Origin of the sequence: Streptomyces sp. NPDC087310, assembly GCF_044744405.1 — a bacterium.
In the GTDB taxonomy this organism is placed as follows: Bacteria; Actinomycetota; Actinomycetes; order Streptomycetales; family Streptomycetaceae; genus Streptomyces.
Map to the genome: position 1 here is coordinate 357,125 of NZ_JBIUYF010000010.1, position 21,922 is coordinate 379,046.

Sequence of the window (21,922 nt, forward strand, 5' to 3'; positions counted from 1 at the left end):
GCCCCCTACCCGGCCCCGTCCTCCGCCTCGCGCGCCGCCTCGACCAGGAGTTGTTCGACGGCGAACAGGGCGTCGGTGATGGCGCTCCTCGACAGGCAGGAGGTGTCGGCCGCGATGTCCAGCCGTGGCCGGCCGCGGGTCTCCGTGACGCGTACGTGGAGCTTGATGTCGCTGTTCGAGCTGTGGAGGAGTTCCCAGCTCACCCCCGACGCTCCCGACTCCTCCGGGGCGGCCGGGTCGGCGGGGGTGGGGCGCGGCTTGCCGTTCCGGCTCCGTACGTCGTTGAAGAGATACGTCAGATCGAGCGGGGCGCCGCGCCGGGACTCGATCTCCGTGGTCGCCTCCGCCAGCTCCGCCGGGTCGTACCGGGCGTGGAAGTAGGCGCGCATCAGGTCGCGTTCGACCCGGCGTGCCAGCTCGCGGAAGGTTCCGGTGGCGGTGTCGACCGTGACCACCGTGTGCTGGGAGAGGTTGCCGACGTACCCGTCGAGCGCCTGGTCGAAGCGGTTGCTGACCGGCAGGCGGAAGGTCGTCGCGGGGCGCCCGGTGTGTGCCGCGAGGACCCGGGCGACGGCGCTCAGCCAGAGGGCGCCGGACCCGAGCCCGGACCGTACGAGCGCCGCCTCGGCCGTGGCGAGCGCCCCGGAGGCGAGCCTGCCGCACCAGATCGGCGCGGCGGGCGACGGTTCGGTGGGGGAGGGGAAGAGGGCGGGCGGGGCGTCGGCGAGGGTGGCGCGCCAGTGGGCGACGGACCGTGCGGAGGTACGGCGGCTCTTCGCGCGGGCCTCCGCTTCGGCCTGCTCGGCGGGTCCGTGCCCGACCGGAGGGAGCACCGTACGGGTCTCCTCCGCCTCCGCCGGGGCGTTCGCGGCGGCCAGCAGCGTCCTGAGCTCCGAGGCCAGCACGCGTTCGCTGTGCCCGTCCAGCACCACGTGCGAGCAGACCAGCACGAGGTACGTGACGGCCCCGCCCCGGGTCACCACGGCCAGCCGCGGCGCGAACTCCCGCTCCAGCAGCGGCTCGTCCTCCTGGAAGCCGTCCACCAGCGCGGCGGCCGTCGCCCGCTCCCGGCCCTCGCCGGGCGCCTCCTCGACCCGGACGGGCAGCACACCGTCCCGGTGGATCACCTGGAACAGCTCGCCCGCGTCCTCGCGGAAGGTGGTGCGCAACGAGGCGTGCCGGCCCACGAGATGCCGCAGACACCCCAGAACGGTGTCGAGGCTCCGTGGCTCCCCGACCGGGATGATCTGCGAGAGCTGGTAGAAGCCGCCCGGACGGTGCTGGGCGATCTTGTGCCACATCTCCCGCTGGCCCCACGTGGCCGCGTACACGCCCTGGGCGCCGCCGGGAGGGGCGGTGAACGCCAGGTCGACCGTCGTCCGCAGCGTCCCGAGCGATCCGGCGGTCATGACGCGGCCTCCTCGGCCAGCAGCCGCGAGTAGTCGGGGAGATGGGCCGCGGCCTCCCTGAGCGTGTGGTGCAGCTTCTCGATGACGGCCATGTCGAAGCCCGTCTCCGCCCAGCGCGCGAACGTGATGCCGAAGCCGAGTTCCTGCCACAGCTCGGTGTTGCGCTCCTCGTGGCCGCCGTACGGTTCGAGCAGGACGGCCGGGGTCGCCGACCAGAGGGAGTCCAGCAGGGTGCCGCCGCCAGGCTTGCTGACGGTGGCGACCGCGGCCCGCGTCAGGTCGAAGGAGCCGTGGTGCCCGGCGCCGCGCGTGAAGCGGGTCGGCTCGCCCGGTACGACGCGGCCGAACGGCGGATAGCCGTCGTCCAGCCACGGATGCCACCCGGGGTCGACCATGAAGGAGCGGATGTCCGGGTCGTCGCCGGACACGTCGGCCTCCTCGTACGCCACGACGTCCAGCGCGAAGCCGTGCGCCCGTAACTCCCGCGCGCGCTCCCGGTAGGTGCCGATGCCCCAGCCCCCGCCGTGCACCAGCAGCCGCCGGTCCCGCTCGGCCCAGGGGAGTGCGGGCTCCCGGGTGACGGGGATGCTGTACGGAATGCGCCCGCCCGCGGAGTCGGCCAGCCACACATGGCGTACGCCGGGCGCGGGACGGCCGGTCTTCACGAAGGACGGCGAGGCCACGGAGTCCACATGGCAGACGTCGACCGGGGGCGCGGCGGCGCCGGCCGCCCCGTACCGGGACACGTACCGCTCGACGATCGGCAGCCAGTAGCCGGAGAACACCACGAACCGGTCGATCCGCTCCGCCCGCCAGGTGTCCATCAGCTCCTCGACGGCCCCGTCCGCCACCGTGGCCGACGGGTCGGTCGCCACCCGCTGGCCGGTCAGCGCGAACCGGAAGTTCCGGTGGAACGCCCACTTCATGGCGGCCGTGGTCGTCAACGTACGCTCCGGCAGCAGCCGTTCCAGTACCCGGACCTCGGCGTCGGCGCCCTGTTCGCGGAGCCGGTCGGCCAGCAGCAGCCCGGGGACGTGCACGCCGAGCGCCACCCCGGAGGTGAGGATCTCGATCACGGCCGGCCTCCGGTGCTCGCCCCGGACAGGGTCGCCAGTTCGGCGCGCAGATGGCGGCCCACGTAGCGGTCCCTGGCCTCCTGCTCGGGACCGGAGAAGCCCCTCGGCACCGCCTCGATCAGCATGATCAGATAGAGGTAGCAGCGGTAGAGGGCGAGCCGCCGCCGGGTGTCCCCGTCGAAGTCGACCCGGCCGCCCGCCGACCGGTAGCCGCCGAGGAACGCCTCGTCGCGCTCGATGTCGCCGAACAGGGCCAGCGAGACCAGCTCCGCCAACGGGTCCCCCCAGAAGGCGCGTTCACCGTCGACCAGACCACTGATCCGGGGCGCGCCCGCGGGGGCGGCGGGCCGGTCCACGAGGATGTTGCCGTCCCAGAGGTCGAAGTGGACCAGGACCGGGGTGGTCACGGCGTCCAGCGGATCCGCCGAGGCCCGTACCGTCTCCCGGATCCGCTCCGCGGGTTCCGGCAGGGGCGAGCCGAAGGTGACCGCGTCGGCCAGGACGGTGTCCACCATGGCGAGGAACGCGGCGCGCCACCCCGGCGCCGACGAGGGGGAGGAGCCGGACCGGTCCTCGGACGGGGTCTGCGGGTAGCCGAAGGCCGTGCCCGTCACCCGGTGCAGCGCCGCCACCATCCCGCCCAGCTCGCCGCGCAGCTCCGTCCGCTCGCCGTCCGCGATCCCGTCGCGGGCCGCGTGCCAGTTGGTGCCCGGCAGGGCGGACATCACCAGGAAGTCGGTGTCGATCAGCTCCCGGGAGAAGTCCGCGTACACCACCTCGGGCACCGGCGCCCGGCCCGCCGCCGCCGCGTAGAACAGCCCCTCGGTCCGCATGATGCCGCGCTCGTAACTCAGCATCGGGGTGGCCGGATCGGGCGCGATCTTGAGGACGAGGCCGCGGTGGCCCGGCGCCTCGTCGGCCAGGTGGAGGCGGTAGACCGTGTTGAACGTCGCGTCCGACAGCTCGGTGCGCGAGCGCACCAGGCCGGGGTCGACGCCCGCCGCCGCGAGCATCCGTTCGAACTGCCGCTCCCCGGGGCGCCGCTTGTGCAGATTGTTCACCGTGTCTGCCTTTCCGACGCGCGGACCGCGTCCTGGTAGATCGAGGCCATCAGCTCGACGCGCGCGCCGGCCCGCTCCAGCTCGCCGCCGTCGCCACTGCCGCCCCCGTCGCCTTCGCCGCCGTGGTCATCGTGGTCCGTGTGACGACCCGACAGCGTCGCCCGGACGCGGTCGAGCTGGGAGTCGTAGTACGCCACCGGGGGGAACGGCAGCACCTGCCTGGCCCCGTCGGCGTGCTGGACCACCAGGTTCAGCGGCAGCGCGCCCATCGTCGGGAGCAGGAAGTTGCGCAGCCGCACCTCCGCCGTCTCGAAGACGAACGTGTGGCGGGCCTGATGGCCCTCGCCGACCTCGCAGTGGAGCACCGCCTCCCGGCCGTCCTCCCAGCCGAGGTGTGCCTCGAAGGCCCGGTCGCTCCCGTACGGGCCGTCGAACCGCCCCGTACCGCGTCCGGTCACGGAGCCGAGTCCCACGGTCGCCTGAATCGCCTGGAGCCAGTAGCTCGCGCAGTCGCGGAAGATCCCGCCGCCCAGCTCCGGCCGCTCCCGGTAGCTGCCCGCCGCCGGGACACCGAAGCGGATGTCGGTCCGTACGGAGCGCAGCCGCCCGTACCGGCCGTCCTCGACCATGGCGCGGACGGTTCCCTGCCACGGATGGCCCGCCGTGGGCACCGCCTCCACCACCCGCGCCCCGCCCGCCGCCGCGGCCTCCCGGATCCCGGCCAGTTCGGCCGGGCCGAGACAGAGCGGCTTCTCCACGACGACATGGAGCCCGGCCCGCGCCGCGCGCTCCACCCAGGGACGGTGCGCCGAGTTGTGCAGCGATACGTACACGGTGTTGACGCCGGGGTCCGCCAACAGGGCCGCGTAGTCGGCGTGCACCCGGGGGATCCCGTGCCGGGCGGCGAACGCGGCGGCGCGCTCCGGATCGCTCGCGGCCACGGCGCGCACCCGTACGTCGTCGTACCGGGAGCCGGGCCCCACCACCGCGCGTTCGGCGATCGCGGTCGCCCCGATCAGGCCGATGTCAAGCCGCATCGGCGACCCCGTCGGACGCCCCGCGCGGTGTCATCCCGGCGTCGGCCGCCGCCGCCAGCACCCGGCGCCGCAGCGCGGGCGCCTCGTCGGGGGCGCAGAACAGGGCGCAGTACACCCGGCCGCCGGGGGCCGCCAGCGTACTGCCGCCCAGCAGCGTCACCCCGGGGCGCGGGCCCCCTCCGTACAGCGCACCGTCCCGGTGCAACGCGGCGCTCAGGTCGGCGACGGAGCGGCCGGGCGGTACGGCGAGGTCCACCTGCCAGAGATGGCCGCGCAGGCCGCCGCCGCTCTCCCGCACCCGTTGGTCCAGGCGGAGCGAGAGCAGTCCGAGGGAGCGGCGCGCGTTGATCTCCAGGACGGGGACGACCGTCCCGTCCTCGACGGCCATGGAGTCGACGCCCACCGGCCCCCAGTACCCGGCGCCGGCGACCGCTTCGGCCACGGCCGCGAGGGTGTCGAAGTAGCCGTCCGCGTCGAGACGGGCGAGGAAGCCGGGGTCGGCCGGGTGTGAACCGGCGTACCGGAAAAGGTGGTTGGTCATCATCAGCACGCCCAGTACGGTGGCCTCGCCGGTGCGGGCGATCCGCAGATGCGCGGAGAAGTCGTACCGCCTGGCGTATCGGCGCTGCACCACCAGCTCGATCCGCCGGCCCGCTGCGACCTGCCGTCCCAGCGTGCGCAGGACCGCGCCGAGCACGCCGGGCGCGGCGATCTCCAGGGTGTCCCGCCCGGACACCCCGTACGGGTCCTTCACCAGCACGGGGTACCCGAACTCGGCGACGGCCGAGGCCAGTTCGTCCACCGAACGGACCACGCGCCCCGCGCCGGGCAGGCCGAGCCTCCGGACGAGCGCGTTGGACCACGACTTGGAGTTGACCTCGGCGACCACCGCCACCGGCGGCAGCAGACCGGGTCTGCCGAGCCGGTCGGTGAGGGCGACGGTGTCGGGGAGTACGGCGTAGGGCAGGACGTCCGGGCAGGCCGCGATCCGCTCGCGCGCCGCGCCGTCGGCGGCGATCAGCGCGTCAACGGTACGAGGGCGGTCGTCCTCCGCCGCCCCCGACCGCAGGACGTACGGCTCGACGTCGATCCCGCACGCGCCCAGCCCCTCGCGCACCGCGTCCGCCATCGGCGTCCGGGTCACCAGCAGATCGCCCGGCGCGCAGAACCCGGCCAGCAGCTCGTCCATCGCGGCCACCGCGCCCGCGCCGCCCGGCAGGGTGACCGCGGGCAGGGTGGCCAGCTCCGGGGCCCGCCACCACCGCTCCGCGTCGAACGTGCCCCAGTGGGCGGCCGGGGCGGCCGGTACCGCCGGGGCGCCCCGGCCCGCCGTCACCGCGCCGCCACGCCGAGACCGGCGACGTAGCCGACGAACTGCCGTACCGACCGCAGATCGTCCAGCCGCAGGTTCTCGTAGTCCAGCTCGATGTCGAAGGCGTCCTCGATCCCCAGCAGGAAGGAGATCACCTGGAGCGAGTCCAGGCCGTACTCGTCGATCAGATCGGTGTCGGGGCCGATCGCTTCCCGGGCGGCGTCGCCCGGCAGCACACCGGCGAGGACGTCCTTGATCTTCAGCTCGATCTCGTCCACGGTCACACTCATCGCCACCCTCACACTCCGTTGAGATACAGAAGAATGCACTTCGAGCAGACGGGCATCATGCCGCCCTCGGCGAGCGTCCGGCGCACCTGCCGGAAGGCGTCGCTCTGCCACAGCTCCGTGACCGGCGTGTCGTACAAATTGCCCACGACGAACTCCGGGAAGAACTTGCACGAGCTGACATTGCCGTCGGCGTGCACCTCCATCCGGTTGGACACCGCGAGGCACTTGCTGCGCTGCTGCGCCGGACGGGAGGTGCCGAGGATGAAGTCCTCGACCTCGTCGATGTCGAGCTGCGGCTGATATCGCACCCGCACCCGCCAGGGCCGCGCGGCCAGCCGCCGCATGGACTCCCGCAGTACGGGAAGCTGCTCCGTGGGCAGTTGGTAGGTGTACGAGTGCCAGGTGGGCTTCTTCGTGCCGGTGTCCGGCTGAAGCCAGGCGAACGACTTCTCGTACAACTCGTCCATGGCGCCCGCCACTTCGGGGCTGATGTACCAGGGGAACTGGAAGTACACGGTGTTGACGCCGAGTTCCTCCGCCCACTCCATGAACTCGTACATCTTCCCGACGGTGGCGTGCGAGACCATGCACGACAGCGACAGCTCCCCGCGGAACCGGCCCTCGCGCTGGAGCCGCAGCATGGTCTCGATGTTCTCCACGGTCCTGCGGAACGTGCCCTTGCCGCGCAGCGCCTCGTGGTCGTCGCCGAGACCGTCCAGACTGACCAGCAGGTTGAGGTTCTCGCCGATGCGGAGCAGATCGTCCAGCTTCCGCTTGAACAGCAGCCCGTTGGTGCACATGTTGACGGTACGGGGATACCGCTCCAGCAGGGCCGCGACCTCGCCGAACTTGCTGTGCATCAGCGGTTCGCCGCCCCACAGGAACAGCTTGGAGCGTACGGAGGCGGTGGCGGCGAGCACGTTCTCGACGACGGACAGATCGAGTTCCGTACGCTGCCGGCTGGGGCTGAAGTCGCGGAAGAAGCCCTGCTCGTTCCACTGGTAGCAGTGCGAGCAGCGCAGATTGCACCGGTAGGTGAGCTGGAGGCTCACCTCCTGCGGCAGGGGGGCCGCGTAACCGGGGTCGGCCAGCAGGTTCTTGCGGGCGCGCGAGCGGATCGACACCGTGTGCTTGATGTCGGCGAACTCCTTCGCCGTCAGTGTCTTGGTGGTGGTCGGATGCATGCTTCTTCTCCTCACTCCGGGCGTCCGGGCTCGGGGAGCCCGGCAGGCGCCATCAGCGCGTGGTCGTTGAGCAGCGGTTCCTTTCTGAAGAGCAGGACGCTCGCCGCCGCGAGCAGGCCACCCGCGGCGATCACCACTCCGAGTCCGGCCGCCCAGCCCAGCCAGGCGCTCAGACCCCCGCCGGCCAGGCCGCCCGCCAGGGAGCCGAGCGGCACCGTGGAGAAACTGAGCGTCCTGGTCACCGCGTGGACGGTCGACTGCCGGCCCGGCGGGGCCAGCGCCTGCCGCAGACTCGCGTCCAGCACGCCCCAGACCGAGAGCCACACCGCGGAGAAGCTCCGGACCAGGACCAGCACCGGGACCGCCGCGGGCGTCCAGAGCAGACAGAGCGGCACGGCCAGCCAGGACACCCCCTCAAGCCCGGTCAGCAGCAGGGCGCGCCGGGTACCGAAGCGGCCGATGATCCGGGACGCCAGCACCGCCCCGGCCAGCGCGCCGACCGCGCCGGACGCCATCAGCAGCCCGCCGCCCACGCTGGAGAGCCCGAGCCCGCGGTACGCGAACAGCAGCAGCACGGCGTCCACCGCCCCCGTACCGAAGCCGCGCAGCGCGGCCCGGCCCACCAGCAGCCGCAGCAGCGGGTGGTCCCGGACGAAGCGCAGCTCCCGCCGGACCCGTACGGAGACCGGCTCGCGCGGATACGGGCGTACGGGCAGCAGCTCCACGGCGCGGACCGGCGCGCGCGCCGCGGCCGACAGCAGGAACGGCGCGGCGGCCAGCGCCGCCGCCGGGGTCGGCCCGACCAGCCCGAAGACCACCCCGGCCAGCGCGGGCCCGGCCAGCTTGGTGAGGCTGTCCGCGCCGGAGAGCCGGGAGTTGGCGGCGACCAACTGCTCGCGGCCGACCAGGGAGGGCAGATAGGACTGGCCGCCGATGTCGAAGAACACGGTGGCCGCGCCCGCCACCGCGACCGCCACCACGAGATGGGTCAGGGTGAGCCGGCCGGCCAGCGCGGCGACCGGCACACTGACGAAGGCCGCGAACCGGACCAGCTCCGCGGCGACCATCACGCCCTTGCGGCGTACGTGCGCCAGCGCGACCCCGGCGACCAGCCCGAGCGCCGGATAGGCGAGCCACCCCGTCGCGGACAGGACGCCCACCTGCGCACCGGAGGCGCCGAGCCCGAGGATGGCCACGCTCTGCACGGTGAACGCGGTGAGCCGGTCGCCGAGACCGCTCATCGTCTGCCCGAACCAGAACCACCCGAACCCGCCGGGCAGCCCGCCCGTCACGGACCCGGCCCGTCCCCCCTCGGAGCCTTCGGCGGCCTTGGTGTCTTCGGCGCCCTGGAGGCTCTCTGCTTGCTGGGCGCCCCTGGCATCCTCGGCCCGCGCCGTGGGGCCGCTCATCCGCCCGCGGATCCGCCGGCTGTTCCGTACGGCGTCGGCGGGCGTAACGCGGCGGGTGCGTCCACGGCTGTCCTCATGACCCCTCCGAACTGCCCCCGAGGGGGTGCTGCGGATGCGTGTGAGCGTGCGTGATCGTGAAGCGGTGCCGAAGGTATCTGAGAGCGCTTCCAAGGGTCAAGGGTGCCTCAGGAGGCGGGAGTTGCACCGGAGCCGCGCCGGAGCCGCGCCGCTTCAGGGCAGTACGCTCGCGCGATCTGTCGCTAAGTGCCATACTGTCGCTTGAGGTCACGATGGGGAGATGAGGAAAGGACGGTCCGGCGAGATGACGACGAAGAAGCCCGGCGGGGGAGGCATGAGCGAGCAGCGACGGCTGCGACTGCGGCTGGAGATCTCCCGGGAGGCGGCGCGCCTGTTCTGGGAGCAGGGGGTGGCCGCGACGAGCGGCGACCAGATCGCGGAGGCCGTGGGCCTGTCCACCCGTACCATCTGGCGCCACTTCCGCAGCAAGGAGAGCTGCGCCGAGCCGATCATCATGCAGGGCGTCGTCACCCTGTTGAGCGTGTTGCGGAAGTGGCCCCGGCAGCGTTCCCTGGAGGACCACCTGGCCACGGAACTGGCCGGATTCCGTCATGAGAAGCCGCCCGTCGATTTCGCGGACGAGATGCTCGCGATGAAGATGATCCGGCTCGCCGACACCGAGCCCGCGCTCCGTACGGCCTGGCTGATGGCCTGCGACCAGACGGAGCTCCAGATGCGCGGGGTCATCGGCGACCGCCTCGGCCGTCCGGCGGACGACCTTGAGGTACGGCTGCACGCGGCGGCGACCGCCTCGGTCGTACGGGTGCTGGACGAGCACATCGGCGCCGCCGTCCTCGCCGGCGCCGAACTCGCGGACTTCGGGGACGTGAAGGCCCTCGCCGAGCGCTACGCCCGGGCCATCCGCACCGCCACCGGCGGCGCCGTCGGAGATCCCCTCACCTGAGGACGCCCGGGGAACCGCGGCAACCGACCCCCGGCAACCGACCCTCGGCGAACGGCCGAACCGCGCCGCCCGAGCAGCGCCGCCCGACCCCCGGCAACCGACCCCCGGCAACCGACCCTCGGCGAACGGCCGAACCGCGCCGCCCGAGCAGCGCCGCCCGAACCCCGGCAACCGACCCCGGCGAACGAACTGCGACGAACCCCGAGAAGGAGTCCCGTATGTCCACCGTCCCGCGCGAGATCCCGCGACTCACCGTTGAGGATTTCTTCGGCTCGCCCGTCCGCGTCCGCGCGTCGATCTCGCCCGACGGCACCATGATCGCCTACCTGGCCCCGTGGCGGGACCGTCTCAACGTATGGGTGGAGAGCCTCGACGCGGACGAGGCGCCGCGCTGCGTCACCGCCGACGACCACCGCAGCGTGCTCCGCTACCACTGGACCGACGACCCGCGCTGGCTGCTGTACGAGCAGGACGGCGACGGCGACGAGAACTATCACATCCTCCGGGTCGACCTGGACGACCGGGAGGCCGAGGCGGTCGACCTCACCCCCTTCCCCGGGGCCAGGGCCGTGGGCTTCGAGACGATGGTCTCCCGGCCGGGCAAGGCGACCCTGCATCTGAACCACCGCAACCCCGTCGAGTTCGATCTCTACGAGCTCGACATCGCCACGGGCGGGCTGACGATGCTGGCGCAGAACCCCGGCCAGGTCGGCGGTCTGCTGTACACGCCCGGCGGCGAGCTGTACGCCCACGGCCTGACCGGTGACGGCGACATCGAGCTCTCGCGGTGGGACCCCGGGACGGGAGAACTGCGGCCGGTCATCACGTTCGACGGCTCCGACTACCCGCTGGACATCCAGCCCTTCCAGCTCACCCCGGACGGCACGGGCGCGTGGATCGGCTCCAGCCGCGACAGCGAACGGACCCGGGTGGTACGGCTCGACCTGGCCACCGGCGCGGAGACCGAGGTCGACAGCCATCCGCGCTACGACCTCGACCCGCGTTCCGCGGTCTTCCCCACGCTGCCCTCGCCGCTCATCCACGACCGGCGCACGGGGGAGCTGATCGGGGTGCGCTACCTCGGCGAGCGGCAGGTGATCCGCCCCCTGGACCCGCACTTCGCCGAGGTCCTGGAGAACCTGGAGAAGCTGTCCGACGGCGACCTGTCGGCCTTGTCGTCGGACGTGGGCGGACAGCGCTGGGTCGTCAGCTTCAACCACGACCGTGACCCCGGTGTCACCTACTTCTACGACCACACCACCCGGCGCAGCCGCATGCTCTTCCGGCCCTACCCGAACCTGGACCCCGAAGTCCTCGCCCCCATGACGGCGGTCACGATCCCCGCGCGCGACGGTCTGGAGCTGCCCTCCTACCTGACGCTGCCCGTGGGCGTGGAACCCGCGCGGCTGCCGATGGTCCTCCTCGTCCACGGGGGGCCCTGGCACCGGGACAGTTGGGGGTTCGACCCCAGCGCCCAGTTCCTCGCCAACCGGGGGTACGCGGTGCTGCAGGTCAACTTCCGCGGCTCGACCGGTCACGGCAAGGCGTTCCTCAAGGCGGGCATCGGGGAGTTGAGCGGCGCGATGCACGACGACCTCATCGACGCCGTCAACTGGGCCGTCGAGGAGGGGTACGCGGACCCGCACCGCGTCGCGATCTTCGGCGGCTCGTACGGCGGCTACGCCACCCTGGTCGGGGTCTCCTTCACCCCCGACGTCTTCGCCGCCGCGATCGACTTCTGCGGCCCCTCCAACCTCGTCACCTATCTGCGCACCGCGCCGGAGTTCGTCAAGCCCTACATGGTCAACAACTGGTACCTGTACGCGGGCGACCCCGACATCCCGGAGCAGGAGGCGGACCTGTGGGCCCGCTCGCCCCTCAGCCGCGCCGACGACATCCGCACCCCGCTGATGGTGATACAGGGCGGCAACGACCCCCGCGTCGTCAAGGCCGAGTCCGACCAGATCGTCGACGCCCTGCGCGCCCGCGGCGTCGAGGTCGAGTACATGGTCAAGGACGACGAGGGCCACGGCTTCGTGAACCCGGAGAACAACATCGACATGTACCGCGCGGCGGACCGTTTCCTCGCCCGCCACCTGGGCGGACAACCCGCCGCGCGGTAACGGGCCGTCCGTCGCCCGGAAGAACGGGACGGCCGGCCCGGGGTCGTCCTGAAGACCGCGTGATCAGCCCTGCCAGGGTGCGGCGTAACCGTCGTAGGTGCCGTTGTGGGTGGTCAGGTGCACCCACTGGTCGACGTACTCCTTGAACTCCTTGTCGCCACGCGGCAGAAGGTACGCCTTCTCCGCGAAGTCGAAGGGCTTGTCGGGGTTGATCGCGCAGAGCTCGGGGTGGAGCTTGGCCTGGTACTTCGTCTCGCTCCCGTCCGTGATCATCACGTCCGCGCGGCCCGCCACGATCTCGTCGAAGACCGTGGCGTTGTCGGAGTGGGTGAGGAGGGTGGCCCGGTGGATGCGGGCCTTGGCGAACACCTCGTTCGTACCACCGGGGTTGACGATGACCCGCACCCCGGGCCGGTCGATCGCGTCCAGCGACCGGTACGTGGCCTTGTCCCCGCAACGGGCGATCGCGGACTTGCCGTCGACGAGGTACGGCGTGCTGAAGTACGCCTTCCGCGCCCGTGCCAGGGTGACGGAGATGCCCCCCATGGCCATGTCGCACCGGCCGGCGGTGAAGTCGTCCATGAGCTCGGCCCAGGTGGTGGCCACGAAGTCGGGCCGCACCCCCAGACCGGTCGCCAGGTTCTCGGCCATGTCGATGTCGATGCCGGTGTACGACCCGGTGGCGGGGTCGCGATAGCTGAACGGCCGGTAGTCACCCGTGGTGCACACGCGCAGCGTCCCCCGCTCGGGCACCGTGTCCAGCAGCGTCCCGGCGCCGTGTTGAGCGGCGCCTTCCCGGGCCAGGTGCGTCCGGGTGACGTACGCGGTACCGCCGACGGTGGTGACCAGGGCGAGGGCAAGGGCGCTCAGCACGGTCAGGCGATGCATGGCTTCCCGTCTCTGTCGTCTCTGTCGTCTGTGCCGGGGCGTGGGCATGGGCATGGGCATGGGCGAACAGCGCGGCGACCGGATCGGTCACGGGTCTCGCGCCGCCTCTCAGAGCGGTGAGGCGCGGCGGCGGCCGGCGCGTGCCGCGATCCGTGGCGCCAGGAGCGTCTCGGGCCGGCGGTTGAGTGAGAGCACCGCGAAGAACGCCTCCGCCACCAGCGGGTCCGTGTTGGCGGCCGCCAGCACCCGGCCCATGTAGTTCTGCTGGATCCGGCCCAGCCGGCCCGGCTTCGGTCCGTCCGTACCCGGATACCGGCAGTCCTCTCCGGTGGCGATCGCCCACGCGGCCCGCGGGCACTTCGCCACGGCCTTCTGCATCCGCGGCGCCAGAGCGGCGAACTCCACCGGCCCGCGCGCCGACACCTGGTCACGGATCACCTCGGCCTGGAGCGCGGCAACGGTCATTCCGTGCCCGTAGACCGGATTGAACCGGCACAAGGCGTCGCCGACCACGAGGAGCCCGGCCGGCCACCGTCTCGCCTGCTCGAAGTGGGTCCACTCGTTCGCGGTCGCCCGGAAGGCGACCGCGTCCGACAACGGCTCCGCACCCGCGAGCGCCTGCGACAGCTCCTCCGAGCGCAGCGACGAGGCGAACGCGAGCCAGGCACTCTCCTCGACCGGCGGCCGGTGCTCACCCTGCCCGATCAGCGTGACCAGCCACCGGCCGCCGTCGATCGGAACGATCACCCCGCTGCGCGGTGCGCCCGGGTTGCCCTGCACATACATCGCCTTCCACCGGTTCTCGGCGGCCGGGCGCCGGTAGTAGCGGGAGGAGTAGCCGAGATGGGCGTCGACCCGCTCCGTGGCCGGTGTGGGGTAACCGAGTTCGAGCAGCCACTGCGCGGGGCGGGAACCGCGTCCGGCGGCGATGACCACCAACTCCGCGTGCAGGGTGGTCTCCTGGCCCTTGCCGCCTCGCTCCCGCAGCCGTACTCCTTCCACCGCCCCCGCTCCTTCCACCGCCCCCGCTCCCTCCGCCGCCCCCGCTCCCTCCGCCGCCCCCGCTCCCTCCGCCGCCTCCGCCCGGGGAGCCGGCAGGAGCCCGGTCACCTCATGACGGTCCATCAACGCGATCGAGGGCCGCCCGAGGATCCTGTGTCGCAGGGTCGATTCCAGCAGTTCGCGTGAGGCGGACAGGTAGTGCGCTCCCTTCACGCCGGTGAACCACCGGGCGGGGGAGAGCCAGCGCATCTGCTCGGGGGCCCCGACGACGGTGCCCCCGGCTGCTTCGAGGTCGCCGACGACATCCGGCAGGAGCTCGTCAAGAGCTCTCAGGCCACGGGACCACAGGATGTGCGCGTGCCTCGACTGCGGCGTGCCGGCGCGGAAGGCGGGTGCCCCGTCGGGGAGCGTGTCCCGCTCGACGACCGTCACCCGCTCGAACCGTTCGGCCAGCGCGTGAGCGGCGAGCAGACCGGCCGGCCCCGCTCCCACCACCACCGCATGCCCCGTCGTCCCAGCCGTCACCGTGGATCTCCCCTCAAGCGGCTCCGGTGCGTATTCTTACGCATACCGAAAGTGAGGGGAAGGTGGCTTCGGATTCCGTCAAGGGTGCGGGTCAACTCGCCCACGCGCGGGTGACGTTGCCCCTCCGGACGTCACGGGGCCGCGATGGTGGTCATCATGATGATCACTCGCCTGCGGCGCCGGAGCGCCGCACTCGCCCTTGCCGTCTCCGCCGTTCTCCTTCCCGCCACCACCAGCACGACCTCCGCCAACGCCTCCACCGCAACACCCCAGGCCGCCACGGCCGTCCGGGCCTCGGCGCCCGCCTCGTGTCCCACCGTCGAGGACCGCCTCTACGCAGCCCCCGACCGGCGCGTCGACGTCAACCGGATCACTCCCGCCCCCTCGTGGCGCGCCGACTGCCTCCAGCTCTACCGCACCGACGGGCGCGGCCCCGAGATCGTCTTCGAGGATGGCTTCCACCCCAAGGCCCCCCTCGACGGCCAGTACGACATCGAGAAGTACGTCCTGGTCAACCAGCCCTCCCCGTACGTCTCCACCAGCTACAACCACGACCTGTACAAGTCCTGGAGGAACGGCTGGAACTACTACATCGACGCGCCCGGCGGGGTGGATGTGAACAAGACCATCGGCGACACCCACAAGTACGCCGACCAGGTCGAGGTCGCCTTCCCCGGCGGCGTCGCCCGGCAGTTCATCGTCGGCGGCTGCCCGGTGGACAAGGCGAAGAAGATCGAGATCATGAACGACTGCCGGGACAACCCGCACTATGTGCCGTGGCGCGCCGGGTACCGGGCCGCGAGCGTGGAGCGGCCCCAGCAGCCGTTGACCGCCGCGCCCGGGTCCGCGCCCGAGGCGGCCCCGGCCCCCCTTGCCGTACCGGCCCCGCAGCCCGTCGCCGTACCGGCCCTCGCGGGTTCCAGGTAGCCGAGAAGTCTCCGCCCGATCGTCCACGAGCCCGACCGTCCACGAGGCGGGTCGCTGGGCGGGTGAGGAGCTCTGCCCCGACGGAGAAGGCACCGTCGGGGCAGAGAAACCCCTGATCGGATCGGGTTTCCTCAGCACTCGACGATGTTCGTGACGCGCGGGGGCGGCTCAACGAACCGCGGGCCCTGAACGGTTCCAGGCCGCGGCTGTGCGAGAAGCCTCGGCGAGACCTTGGTGGAAGCCCGCTTCGAAGGAAAGGGCTGCGATGGCCGGGTTCATGAGGTCGTCGTACCCGGCGGCCACGTGGGCGTTGAGGGGGCTGTTCAGGCCGCCGTCCAGGTGAGGCCGGTGGTGAAGTAGGCGCCGACGATGGAGCCGGCCGACGTTCCGACGGCCAGATCGGCCGCAGACAGGTCGACACCGGCATCGACCAGGGCGGTGATCAGCCCGGCCTGCCAGTTCGGACCACCGATTCCACCGCCGCCGAGGACCAGCGCGCGGCTCATCGGGACGCTCGCGCCATCAACGAGCCGACCATCATGGTCGACCGGCGCCGGCCGAGCAGGCGCCCCACGGTCTCCGACAGCCGGTTGACCCGCCCGGCGATGACAGCCGGCGGCGGGTTGCCGGCCTCAAGCGCGGCCAGGGCCGTACGGACCACCTCGGCGGCCGGCATGCGACCCGAGCCGCCACCGGCCGCGTCGCCCGCCACGCCGAAGAATTCCGTGTCGGTGGCGCCGGGGGAGACGGCCAGTACACGAACGCCGGTGCCGCGGGACTCGTACCACAGCGCTTCGGTGAAGTTCAGCACGAACGCCTTGGTGGCGCCGTACACGGCCATCGTGGGATTGCCCTGGTACGCCGCCATGCTCGCCACGTTCACGAGGAATCCGGCGCCGCGCTCACGCATCCGGTTGATGAACGTACGGCTGATGTCCACCACGCTGGAGACATCGACCGCGATCTCCGCCCGAAGCCGGTCGGGGTCCTCGGTGTGGAACGCGCCCTGAGTGGCGAACCCGGCGTTGTTGATGATCGCGGTCACCTCGATGTCCTTGGCGGCGAGCGCCGCCGACAACACCTGTCCCACCCGGGGCTGGGACAGGTCGACGGGCAGCGCCGTCGCGGTCACGCCGTACTGCTCGGACAACTCGGCCGCCAGCTTCTCCAGCCGGTCGGCTCGACGTGCGACCAGCACGACGTCAGCACCCCGAGCCGCCACCTGTCGGGCGAATTCGGCGCCGATGCCGGAGCTGGCGCCGGTGATGAGTACCCGCTCTGCGCGGTAGTCGATAGTCACGGTGGCACCGTAGGTCTGGCTGGCACTCAGTGTCAATGAGGCATGGAGTCGCCTTGGTGTTAGAGTGCCGGAATGCCTGATGAAGGTCTGTGGAGCCGCGCGAGACGCGCCGTCTACGACGAGATCGCCGCCGTCGCCATGGGTCTGTTCCTGGAGAAGGGCTTCGAAGCCACCACGATCGACGAGATCGCGGCCGCCGCCGGCATCTCGCGCCGCTCCTTCTTCCGCTACTTCGGCACCAAGGAAGACGTGGTGCTCGGGCACCTGGCGGCCGACGGCATCGCACTGCGGGCCGCGCTGGAACAGCGCCCCGATGACGAGGACGCGTGGACCGCCCTCCTGCGGTCGTTCCTTGCCCTGGACCGGTCGGCCCTTCCTCAGGAGCATCTGCTCAAGCTCTCCGCGATGATGTACAACACGGCGTCATTGCGGGCCCGCAGCGCCGAGAAGCACCGCCAGTGGGAGGACGAGCTGCTCCCCGAGGTCCGCCGCCGCCAGTCACCCTCCGCCGGCGGCCCGTACGCCGACATGCGGGCCCGAGCTGTCGTCGGCGCCGCGATCGCCTGCCTGGACACCGCCGGCGAAGCCTGGACCCGGGCCAACGGCGAAACCCCACTCGGTGACCTGCTGACCACCGCTTTCACCGCGGTAGCGCCCGTTCGACGGGACTGAAGGACGAACGGTGCACCGCCCTGCGACGGTCCGCCCCGGTGGGCGAGGCCGCCGACCGGTCGTTACGGGAGGCGCAATGCCCGGCGCCAGTAATCGGTGACGGTGTGGCGCAACCGCGCCGTGTCGACCGCCTGTGGATCGAGAAGATGCTGCAGGCCGATCCCGCGGAGCTGTCCGACGACCGCGACGGCGACGTCGTCGGGCTCGACGTCAGGACGCATGTCACCGTCGGCGACCCCGGCGGTGACGTCGGAGCGCAGGTGGGCGCGGAACGTCTCGTCGCGCTCACGGAAGAACGGGGCGAGGTCCGACGTGGTGGCCGCTTCGGCCCACAGCAGCAGGAAGGCCCGGTTCATCACTCCGATGTCCGCGAGGGCGCCGACGTAGCCGTCGATGAATCGCAGGAGCCGGTCCAGTCCCGGAGGGAGGTCTTTGATCCCCGGTACGAAACCGGACTGCGTCGCGTGGGCCAGCCGATCGAGCAGCGCCTGCTTGGACCCGAAATGGTGGGTCACGATCCCACGGCTGTAACCGGCCTGTTCGCCGACGCGCGCCAGCGTCAGTGACCGCACCCCGCGCTGGACGACCAGTTCGGCGGCGGCGTTGAGCAGCGCGGCTTCGGCCTGGGCCCGACGCTGCTGCTGGGTACGGCGAGTGATGACCATGCGGGCAGCCTAGCAAGTACTTGCGTGTCGGATAACAAGTATGTGAGTGTGGCGTCCCCGACCCCACCACCACGGAGGCTTGAATGATCGAGATCGCCGACCGCGAACTGGACACGCTGCTCGCAGAGGATCCAGGTGGCCCCGTGGTGATGCTGAACCTTCTGCGCTTCCGTCCGGACGGCGGCCGCGAGAGCTACCAGCGCTACGCCGAAGAACTCGGCGCGGCGGTCAACGCGCGGTACGGGGTGCAGGTGGAGTACCTGGGAACCGGTGGGCGCGCACTGGTCGCCGAGGACGGGCAGACCTGGGACATGGTCGTCCTGGTCCGCTACCCGAACAGGCAGGCGTTCGCCGACATGCTCCGCGACCGCGACTACCGCGCGGTGGCCCACCTGCGCAGTGAAGCGCTCGTGGAGGCGGTGCTGCAGCCGACCGTGCCGATCACGTTGTGAGCGCGGTGCCTTCGGCGTGCGGCGGCACAGCGCCGATCAAGCGTTCCGGGCGTGCGCCGACGGATATGGCGATGCGCCGAGGCTGCTCGGCTCGACGGTGAAGCAGCGCCCGTCGGCCCGCTGCCCTTTCAGCCTCAGTGTTGACGAGGTCCCAGAGGAGGGAGCAACGAGGTTGTTCGGTTGTACGGGGGTTGTTCTTTCATCGCTCTGCGTCGAAAGGCTGGGGCGGAGGGTGATCAACAAGGCATCATCAACACATGGGTAGTGCAAGGGGGAACGGCGAAGCCAATACCGCCCTCGCGGCCGCGGTCTTGGAAGCGGGGTGTTCGCACGCGGCATTGGCCCGCAAGGTCAATGAACTGGGAGCGTTGCAGGGCGAGGTGTCGCGCTATGACAAGGCATCGGTGACGCGATGGCTGCAAGGGATGACTCCGCGAGGCCGCACCCCGGAGTTCGACGCTGCCGCCCTGGCCGGCATCTTGTGCCGTCCCGTCGCCCCCGTCGATGTCGGCTTCGTGGAACAGCCGCAGCGACCTGTGGTCGCGCGCGCTTTGACGTACCGTGAAGATGTGGGTGAATCACTGCACACGCTAACGGAGTTGGGTTCCACCGATATCTCGCGCCGCAGTCTGCTCGGGTCGGTGCCGTTTGTCGCGACCGCTCTCCTGGACCCGCAACGGAAGTGGCTTCTGTGACTCCTTGAAGACGAACAGGCTTCTCACCTCGCCGCAGTCACCGGAGGGGGACCTGTTGAGCAGGTCCAAGCGGTGATCAACATGCTCGACGAGATGGACAACCGGTTCGGCGGAGGCGGAGTGCGGGCGAGCATCGTGCACTACCTGAGTACCGAACTCGCGCCCATGCTGCAGCAGCGCAACCTGCCCGCCCATCAGCGCCGTCCGCTCTTCACTTCGGCGGCGAGGCTGGCTGCGATGGCCGGCTGGTGTTCGTACGACTCCGCCGACTACGGACTCGCACAGCGCTACATGATCCAGGCGCTCAGGCTGTGCGCCGAAGGTGGTGACCGGGTACTCGGCGGGCAGATCCTTGCCGACATGTCCCACCTCGTCACCAACCTCGGCAACCCGGCCGAAGGAGTCTCGCCGGCCCGAGCGGGCATCGCGACCGCCAAGTCCGCGGACAGCCCGCTGGGGCTCATGCGGCTGCACGCGATGGCTGCACGGGGATACGCCGTCCTCGGTGACTCCCGCCGGGCCACGGCCTCCCTGCTCGCGGCCGGAGAAAGCCTGGACGCAAGCCGAGGGCCTGCCGAGGAATCGCCCTGGGTCCGCTTTCTGGACCACCACTACCCGGAGGCCGAGGCCGCCCTGGTCCATCGGGATCTCGGCGAGTCGGCTCAGGCCGAGCGCCTGGCCACGGCGTCGGTGGAGGCGAACAGCGACCGGCGCCGCCGCCAGGCGATCAGCCGCTCGGTGCTCGCGACCGCTCTCCTCCAGCAGAAGCAGCTGGACGAGGCCGTCGGCACCGCGAGCCATGCCCTGGACCTGCTCGGTGACGTGCACAGCGAACGTTCCGTACAGGCCCTGCGCGACTTCCGCGCGCGTCTCGTGCCACACAGAGACGAGACGATCGTTCGCGACTTCGAACGGAAGGCCCGACCCGTCCTCGGCGCTGCGGCCTGATGGCGATGGCTCAGTAGCCCTCCGGCGTCGGCGCGTTCTGCCCCTTGTCGACGGGGATGTTGACGCCCGTCACACCTCGTGACTGGTCGGAGAGCAGGAACGCGATCACGTCCGCCACCTCCTCAGGCCGCACCAGCTCCCGCCCGGGGAACTCCGCGCGGAACCGGTCGAAGGCCGGCGGGTCCTCCAGACGCATCCGGTCCCACTTCTTCCCCGGGATGAGCATCGACCCCGGCGAGACCGCGTTCACGCGGATACTGTCCCCTGCCAGCTCTCGCGCCAGGGATGAGACCATGTGGATCTGTGCCGCCTTGGCCGCGCCGTACTGAGCCTGCGGACCTGGCTTCCAACCGGAGACCGAAGCCACGACGACGACGGGTCCTCCACCTGCCGAGCGTAGGTGGGGAGCGCTCGTCGCGACCAGCCGAGCCGTGTGGCCGACGTTCATCTCCCACGTCGCGGACCAGTCCTGAGCCGTCGCCTCGGTGATTCCGCGACCACGCGCACCTCCCGCGCACGCGACGACACCGTCCAGGCCGGCCAGCGCTGACGCGGCTTCCTCGACAAATCGCTCCAGCAGCTCCGGCACGGTGACGTCGAGGGAGCGGGTGAAAAGCGCGTCGGGATCGTCGACCGAATTCCGCAACGCCTCCAACGGCTCGGGCTTCCGGGCGCACGTGGCCACACGCGCACCCTCCGACAACAGCAGACGTACAACATGCTCGCCCAGTCCGCGGGAGCCGCCCGTCACCACAATGCGGCGGCCTTCGAACCGCCCCATCACCGCCTGCTGCCCGAGAGCGCGCCTTGTGCCGGTCATCCGTACAACCCTTCATCCGCCATGCCAACCCGCGTGCTCATAGACATCCCCTCTGCCCCCTTCTGACCTGGCCGCTTGAGCGGTTCTCTTGTGGACGTACCCGGTCCAGGGACATCCGTACGGTCGGCATTCAGCCAGCCCCGGTCCTGCGGCCGGAGCGGCGCGAACCCGGGAGGCGCGTCGGTCACCGCTGAAACGCCGCGCCCGGGACCAGCGGCCCCATCACGAAACGAGCGAGAGCTCTTCCACGAAGGGGTGGAGTTGGCGTGGAGGCTCTGGGATCTGGGGTGCACCGGCCGGTACGTGCCCGACATCATCGTCCACCACCCCGCTACCGATCCGGCGCGGCACGACACCTTCTACCGGCTGAACGCCCGCAACCGCGTCTGGGTCGCCCGTCGCAACCTCCCCCGCCCCCTGATCCCCCTCAATCTGGCCACCTGGTGCCTCACCACGCTGTGGCGAGTCCGCGACCGAAACGCCCTCCGCGTCACACTCGCCGGATTCCGAGAAGGTCTCGCCGGCGGGCAGGGGCCCAGGAAGGCCATGTCCTGGCGGACGGTGCTCCGGCTCACCAGGGCGGGCCGACCGCCTGTGTTCTGAGCTCACTTGGGCTTTTGCTTTGGTGCGGTCATGTTGTTGCAGCGCAGGTCCCAACCGGACGGCTGGATCGAGACAGTCACATGATCGGGTGGGTAAGTCCATAGGAGCGGTCGGGTCGACCTTGATAGCCGCTCCGGCGGCTGGCTCAGTTGACCAGTAGCAGCTTTCCGCGTACGTGGCCTTCCTCGCCGACGCGGTGTGCCGTGGCGATGTCGGTGAGTGGGATGGTCTGCACAACGAGCCCGCTGAGTACGGGCAGTACGCCGCTGTCGGCGATGTCGAGAGCTAGGTTGGTGCCGCCGGGGCGAGCGCGCGGCTCGTCCGCTCGCCACAGTCGCGGACAACGAGTTCGGCGGCGCCCGCGAATCTGAATCGCTCTCTGGGGGTGTCGGCGTACCCGGCTCTGTCAGCCGTGGAAGGGGCGGCCGGCGACTAAAGGGTGTTGCGGAAGGTTCGGCTTGGGCAGGCCGAAGTGGTTCCTGATCTGCTGTTTCACCGTGTCATGGTGAGGTTGTGCATGGAAGCGACGGCCTGGACGGCAT

At 71.3% G+C, this 21,922-nt stretch carries 18 protein-coding genes and 3 pseudogenes; 7 read left to right on the plus strand and 14 right to left on the minus strand.

Features of this window, described 5'->3' with window-relative positions; genetic code table 11:
• Nucleotides 1–5 precede the first annotated feature (5 nt).
• From ACIO3P_RS34635 to ACIO3P_RS34670, 8 genes are read right to left on the minus strand one after another with little or no spacing between them, the layout of a single operon-like run.
• Nucleotides 6–1,409 (minus strand): condensation domain-containing protein, encoded by a 1,404-nt coding sequence (locus ACIO3P_RS34635; RefSeq protein WP_401850941.1) that lies wholly within the window; start codon nucleotides 1,407–1,409, stop codon nucleotides 6–8.
• Nucleotides 1,406–2,485, minus strand: a complete 1,080-nt coding sequence (locus tag ACIO3P_RS34640) for a hypothetical protein (protein WP_401791119.1) — start codon at nucleotides 2,483–2,485, stop codon at nucleotides 1,406–1,408. Before ACIO3P_RS34640 ends, ACIO3P_RS34635 begins: the two co-directional genes overlap by 4 nt.
• Nucleotides 2,482–3,546, minus strand: a complete 1,065-nt coding sequence (locus tag ACIO3P_RS34645; RefSeq protein ID WP_401850938.1) for a phosphotransferase family protein — start codon at nucleotides 3,544–3,546, stop codon at nucleotides 2,482–2,484. Before ACIO3P_RS34645 ends, ACIO3P_RS34640 begins: the two co-directional genes overlap by 4 nt.
• Entirely contained in the window at nucleotides 3,543–4,583 is a 1,041-nt protein-coding gene (locus tag ACIO3P_RS34650) for a Gfo/Idh/MocA family protein (RefSeq protein WP_401850936.1), read from the minus strand. Before ACIO3P_RS34650 ends, ACIO3P_RS34645 begins: the two co-directional genes overlap by 4 nt.
• Nucleotides 4,573–5,919, minus strand: a complete 1,347-nt coding sequence (locus tag ACIO3P_RS34655; RefSeq protein WP_401850933.1) for a hypothetical protein — start codon at nucleotides 5,917–5,919, stop codon at nucleotides 4,573–4,575. Before ACIO3P_RS34655 ends, ACIO3P_RS34650 begins: the two co-directional genes overlap by 11 nt.
• Entirely contained in the window at nucleotides 5,916–6,185 is a 270-nt protein-coding gene (locus ACIO3P_RS34660; RefSeq protein ID WP_329829623.1) for an acyl carrier protein, read from the minus strand. The genes ACIO3P_RS34655 and ACIO3P_RS34660 overlap by 4 nt, the downstream gene beginning before the upstream one ends.
• 8 nt (nucleotides 6,186–6,193) lie before the next feature.
• Entirely contained in the window at nucleotides 6,194–7,369 is a 1,176-nt protein-coding gene (locus tag ACIO3P_RS34665) for a radical SAM protein (RefSeq protein WP_329829624.1), read from the minus strand.
• A gap of 11 nt (nucleotides 7,370–7,380) precedes the next feature.
• Nucleotides 7,381–8,778, minus strand: coding sequence for an MFS transporter (locus ACIO3P_RS34670; protein WP_401850930.1), 1,398 nt, complete (start codon nucleotides 8,776–8,778; stop codon nucleotides 7,381–7,383).
• A gap of 322 nt (nucleotides 8,779–9,100) precedes the next feature.
• Here ACIO3P_RS34670 and ACIO3P_RS34675 point away from each other — a divergent pair, with 322 nt between their 5' ends.
• Nucleotides 9,101–9,760: a TetR/AcrR family transcriptional regulator gene (locus ACIO3P_RS34675; RefSeq protein WP_401791111.1), complete on the plus strand. Its 660-nt coding sequence runs from the start codon at nucleotides 9,101–9,103 to the stop codon at nucleotides 9,758–9,760.
• A 218-nt stretch (nucleotides 9,761–9,978) separates the two neighbouring features.
• Nucleotides 9,979–11,883 (plus strand): alpha/beta fold hydrolase, encoded by a 1,905-nt coding sequence (locus ACIO3P_RS34680; protein ID WP_401850927.1) that lies wholly within the window; start codon nucleotides 9,979–9,981, stop codon nucleotides 11,881–11,883.
• A gap of 63 nt (nucleotides 11,884–11,946) precedes the next feature.
• On the opposite strand, the gene ACIO3P_RS34685 is transcribed toward ACIO3P_RS34680, so the two are convergent.
• Nucleotides 11,947–12,771: a transporter substrate-binding domain-containing protein gene (locus tag ACIO3P_RS34685; RefSeq protein WP_329829628.1), complete on the minus strand. Its 825-nt coding sequence runs from the start codon at nucleotides 12,769–12,771 to the stop codon at nucleotides 11,947–11,949.
• 108 nt (nucleotides 12,772–12,879) lie between these two features.
• Nucleotides 12,880–14,298, minus strand: a complete 1,419-nt coding sequence (locus tag ACIO3P_RS34690; RefSeq protein WP_401850925.1) for an FAD-dependent oxidoreductase — start codon at nucleotides 14,296–14,298, stop codon at nucleotides 12,880–12,882.
• A 156-nt stretch (nucleotides 14,299–14,454) separates the two neighbouring features.
• On the opposite strand from ACIO3P_RS34690, the pseudogene ACIO3P_RS34695 reads away from it, so the two are divergent.
• Nucleotides 14,455–15,078, plus strand: a pseudogene (locus ACIO3P_RS34695) (ADP-ribosyltransferase); the annotation flags it as partial.
• A 470-nt stretch (nucleotides 15,079–15,548) separates the two neighbouring features.
• Here the strand turns inward: ACIO3P_RS34695 and ACIO3P_RS34700 are convergent.
• Both ACIO3P_RS34700 and ACIO3P_RS34705 read right to left on the minus strand, forming a co-directional pair.
• Entirely contained in the window at nucleotides 15,549–15,731 is a 183-nt protein-coding gene (locus ACIO3P_RS34700; RefSeq protein ID WP_329829630.1) for a hypothetical protein, read from the minus strand.
• Nucleotides 15,728–16,525: an SDR family NAD(P)-dependent oxidoreductase gene (locus ACIO3P_RS34705; protein ID WP_401850921.1), complete on the minus strand. Its 798-nt coding sequence runs from the start codon at nucleotides 16,523–16,525 to the stop codon at nucleotides 15,728–15,730. The genes ACIO3P_RS34700 and ACIO3P_RS34705 overlap by 4 nt, the downstream gene beginning before the upstream one ends.
• A gap of 72 nt (nucleotides 16,526–16,597) precedes the next feature.
• Between ACIO3P_RS34705 and ACIO3P_RS34710 the strand changes: the two genes are divergently transcribed.
• Nucleotides 16,598–17,197: a TetR family transcriptional regulator gene (locus ACIO3P_RS34710; RefSeq protein WP_329829632.1), complete on the plus strand. Its 600-nt coding sequence runs from the start codon at nucleotides 16,598–16,600 to the stop codon at nucleotides 17,195–17,197.
• Between the two features lie 62 nt (nucleotides 17,198–17,259).
• Here the strand turns inward: ACIO3P_RS34710 and ACIO3P_RS34715 are convergent, their stop codons facing one another.
• Nucleotides 17,260–17,862 (minus strand): TetR/AcrR family transcriptional regulator, encoded by a 603-nt coding sequence (locus ACIO3P_RS34715; RefSeq protein WP_401850919.1) that lies wholly within the window; start codon nucleotides 17,860–17,862, stop codon nucleotides 17,260–17,262.
• Between the two features lie 83 nt (nucleotides 17,863–17,945).
• Here ACIO3P_RS34715 and ACIO3P_RS34720 point away from each other — a divergent pair, with 83 nt between their 5' ends.
• Together ACIO3P_RS34720 and ACIO3P_RS34725 are read left to right on the plus strand one after the other, a co-directional pair.
• Nucleotides 17,946–18,314 carry a DUF1330 domain-containing protein gene (locus ACIO3P_RS34720; protein ID WP_401850916.1) on the plus strand — a complete coding sequence of 123 codons (369 nt, stop codon included), beginning with the start codon at nucleotides 17,946–17,948 and terminating at the stop codon, nucleotides 18,312–18,314.
• Nucleotides 18,315–18,571: 257 nt separating this feature from the next.
• Nucleotides 18,572–19,957, plus strand: a pseudogene (locus tag ACIO3P_RS34725) (hypothetical protein).
• A 10-nt stretch (nucleotides 19,958–19,967) separates the two neighbouring features.
• Here ACIO3P_RS34725 and ACIO3P_RS34730 read toward each other — a convergent pair.
• Complete coding sequence (locus tag ACIO3P_RS34730) at nucleotides 19,968–20,777, minus strand: SDR family NAD(P)-dependent oxidoreductase (RefSeq protein ID WP_401978261.1); 810 nt, start codon at nucleotides 20,775–20,777, stop codon at nucleotides 19,968–19,970.
• A 240-nt stretch (nucleotides 20,778–21,017) separates the two neighbouring features.
• On the opposite strand from ACIO3P_RS34730, the pseudogene ACIO3P_RS34735 reads away from it, so the two are divergent.
• Nucleotides 21,018–21,380: pseudogene (locus tag ACIO3P_RS34735) on the plus strand (glycosyltransferase family 2 protein); the annotation flags it as partial.
• Nucleotides 21,381–21,922 lie beyond the last annotated feature (542 nt).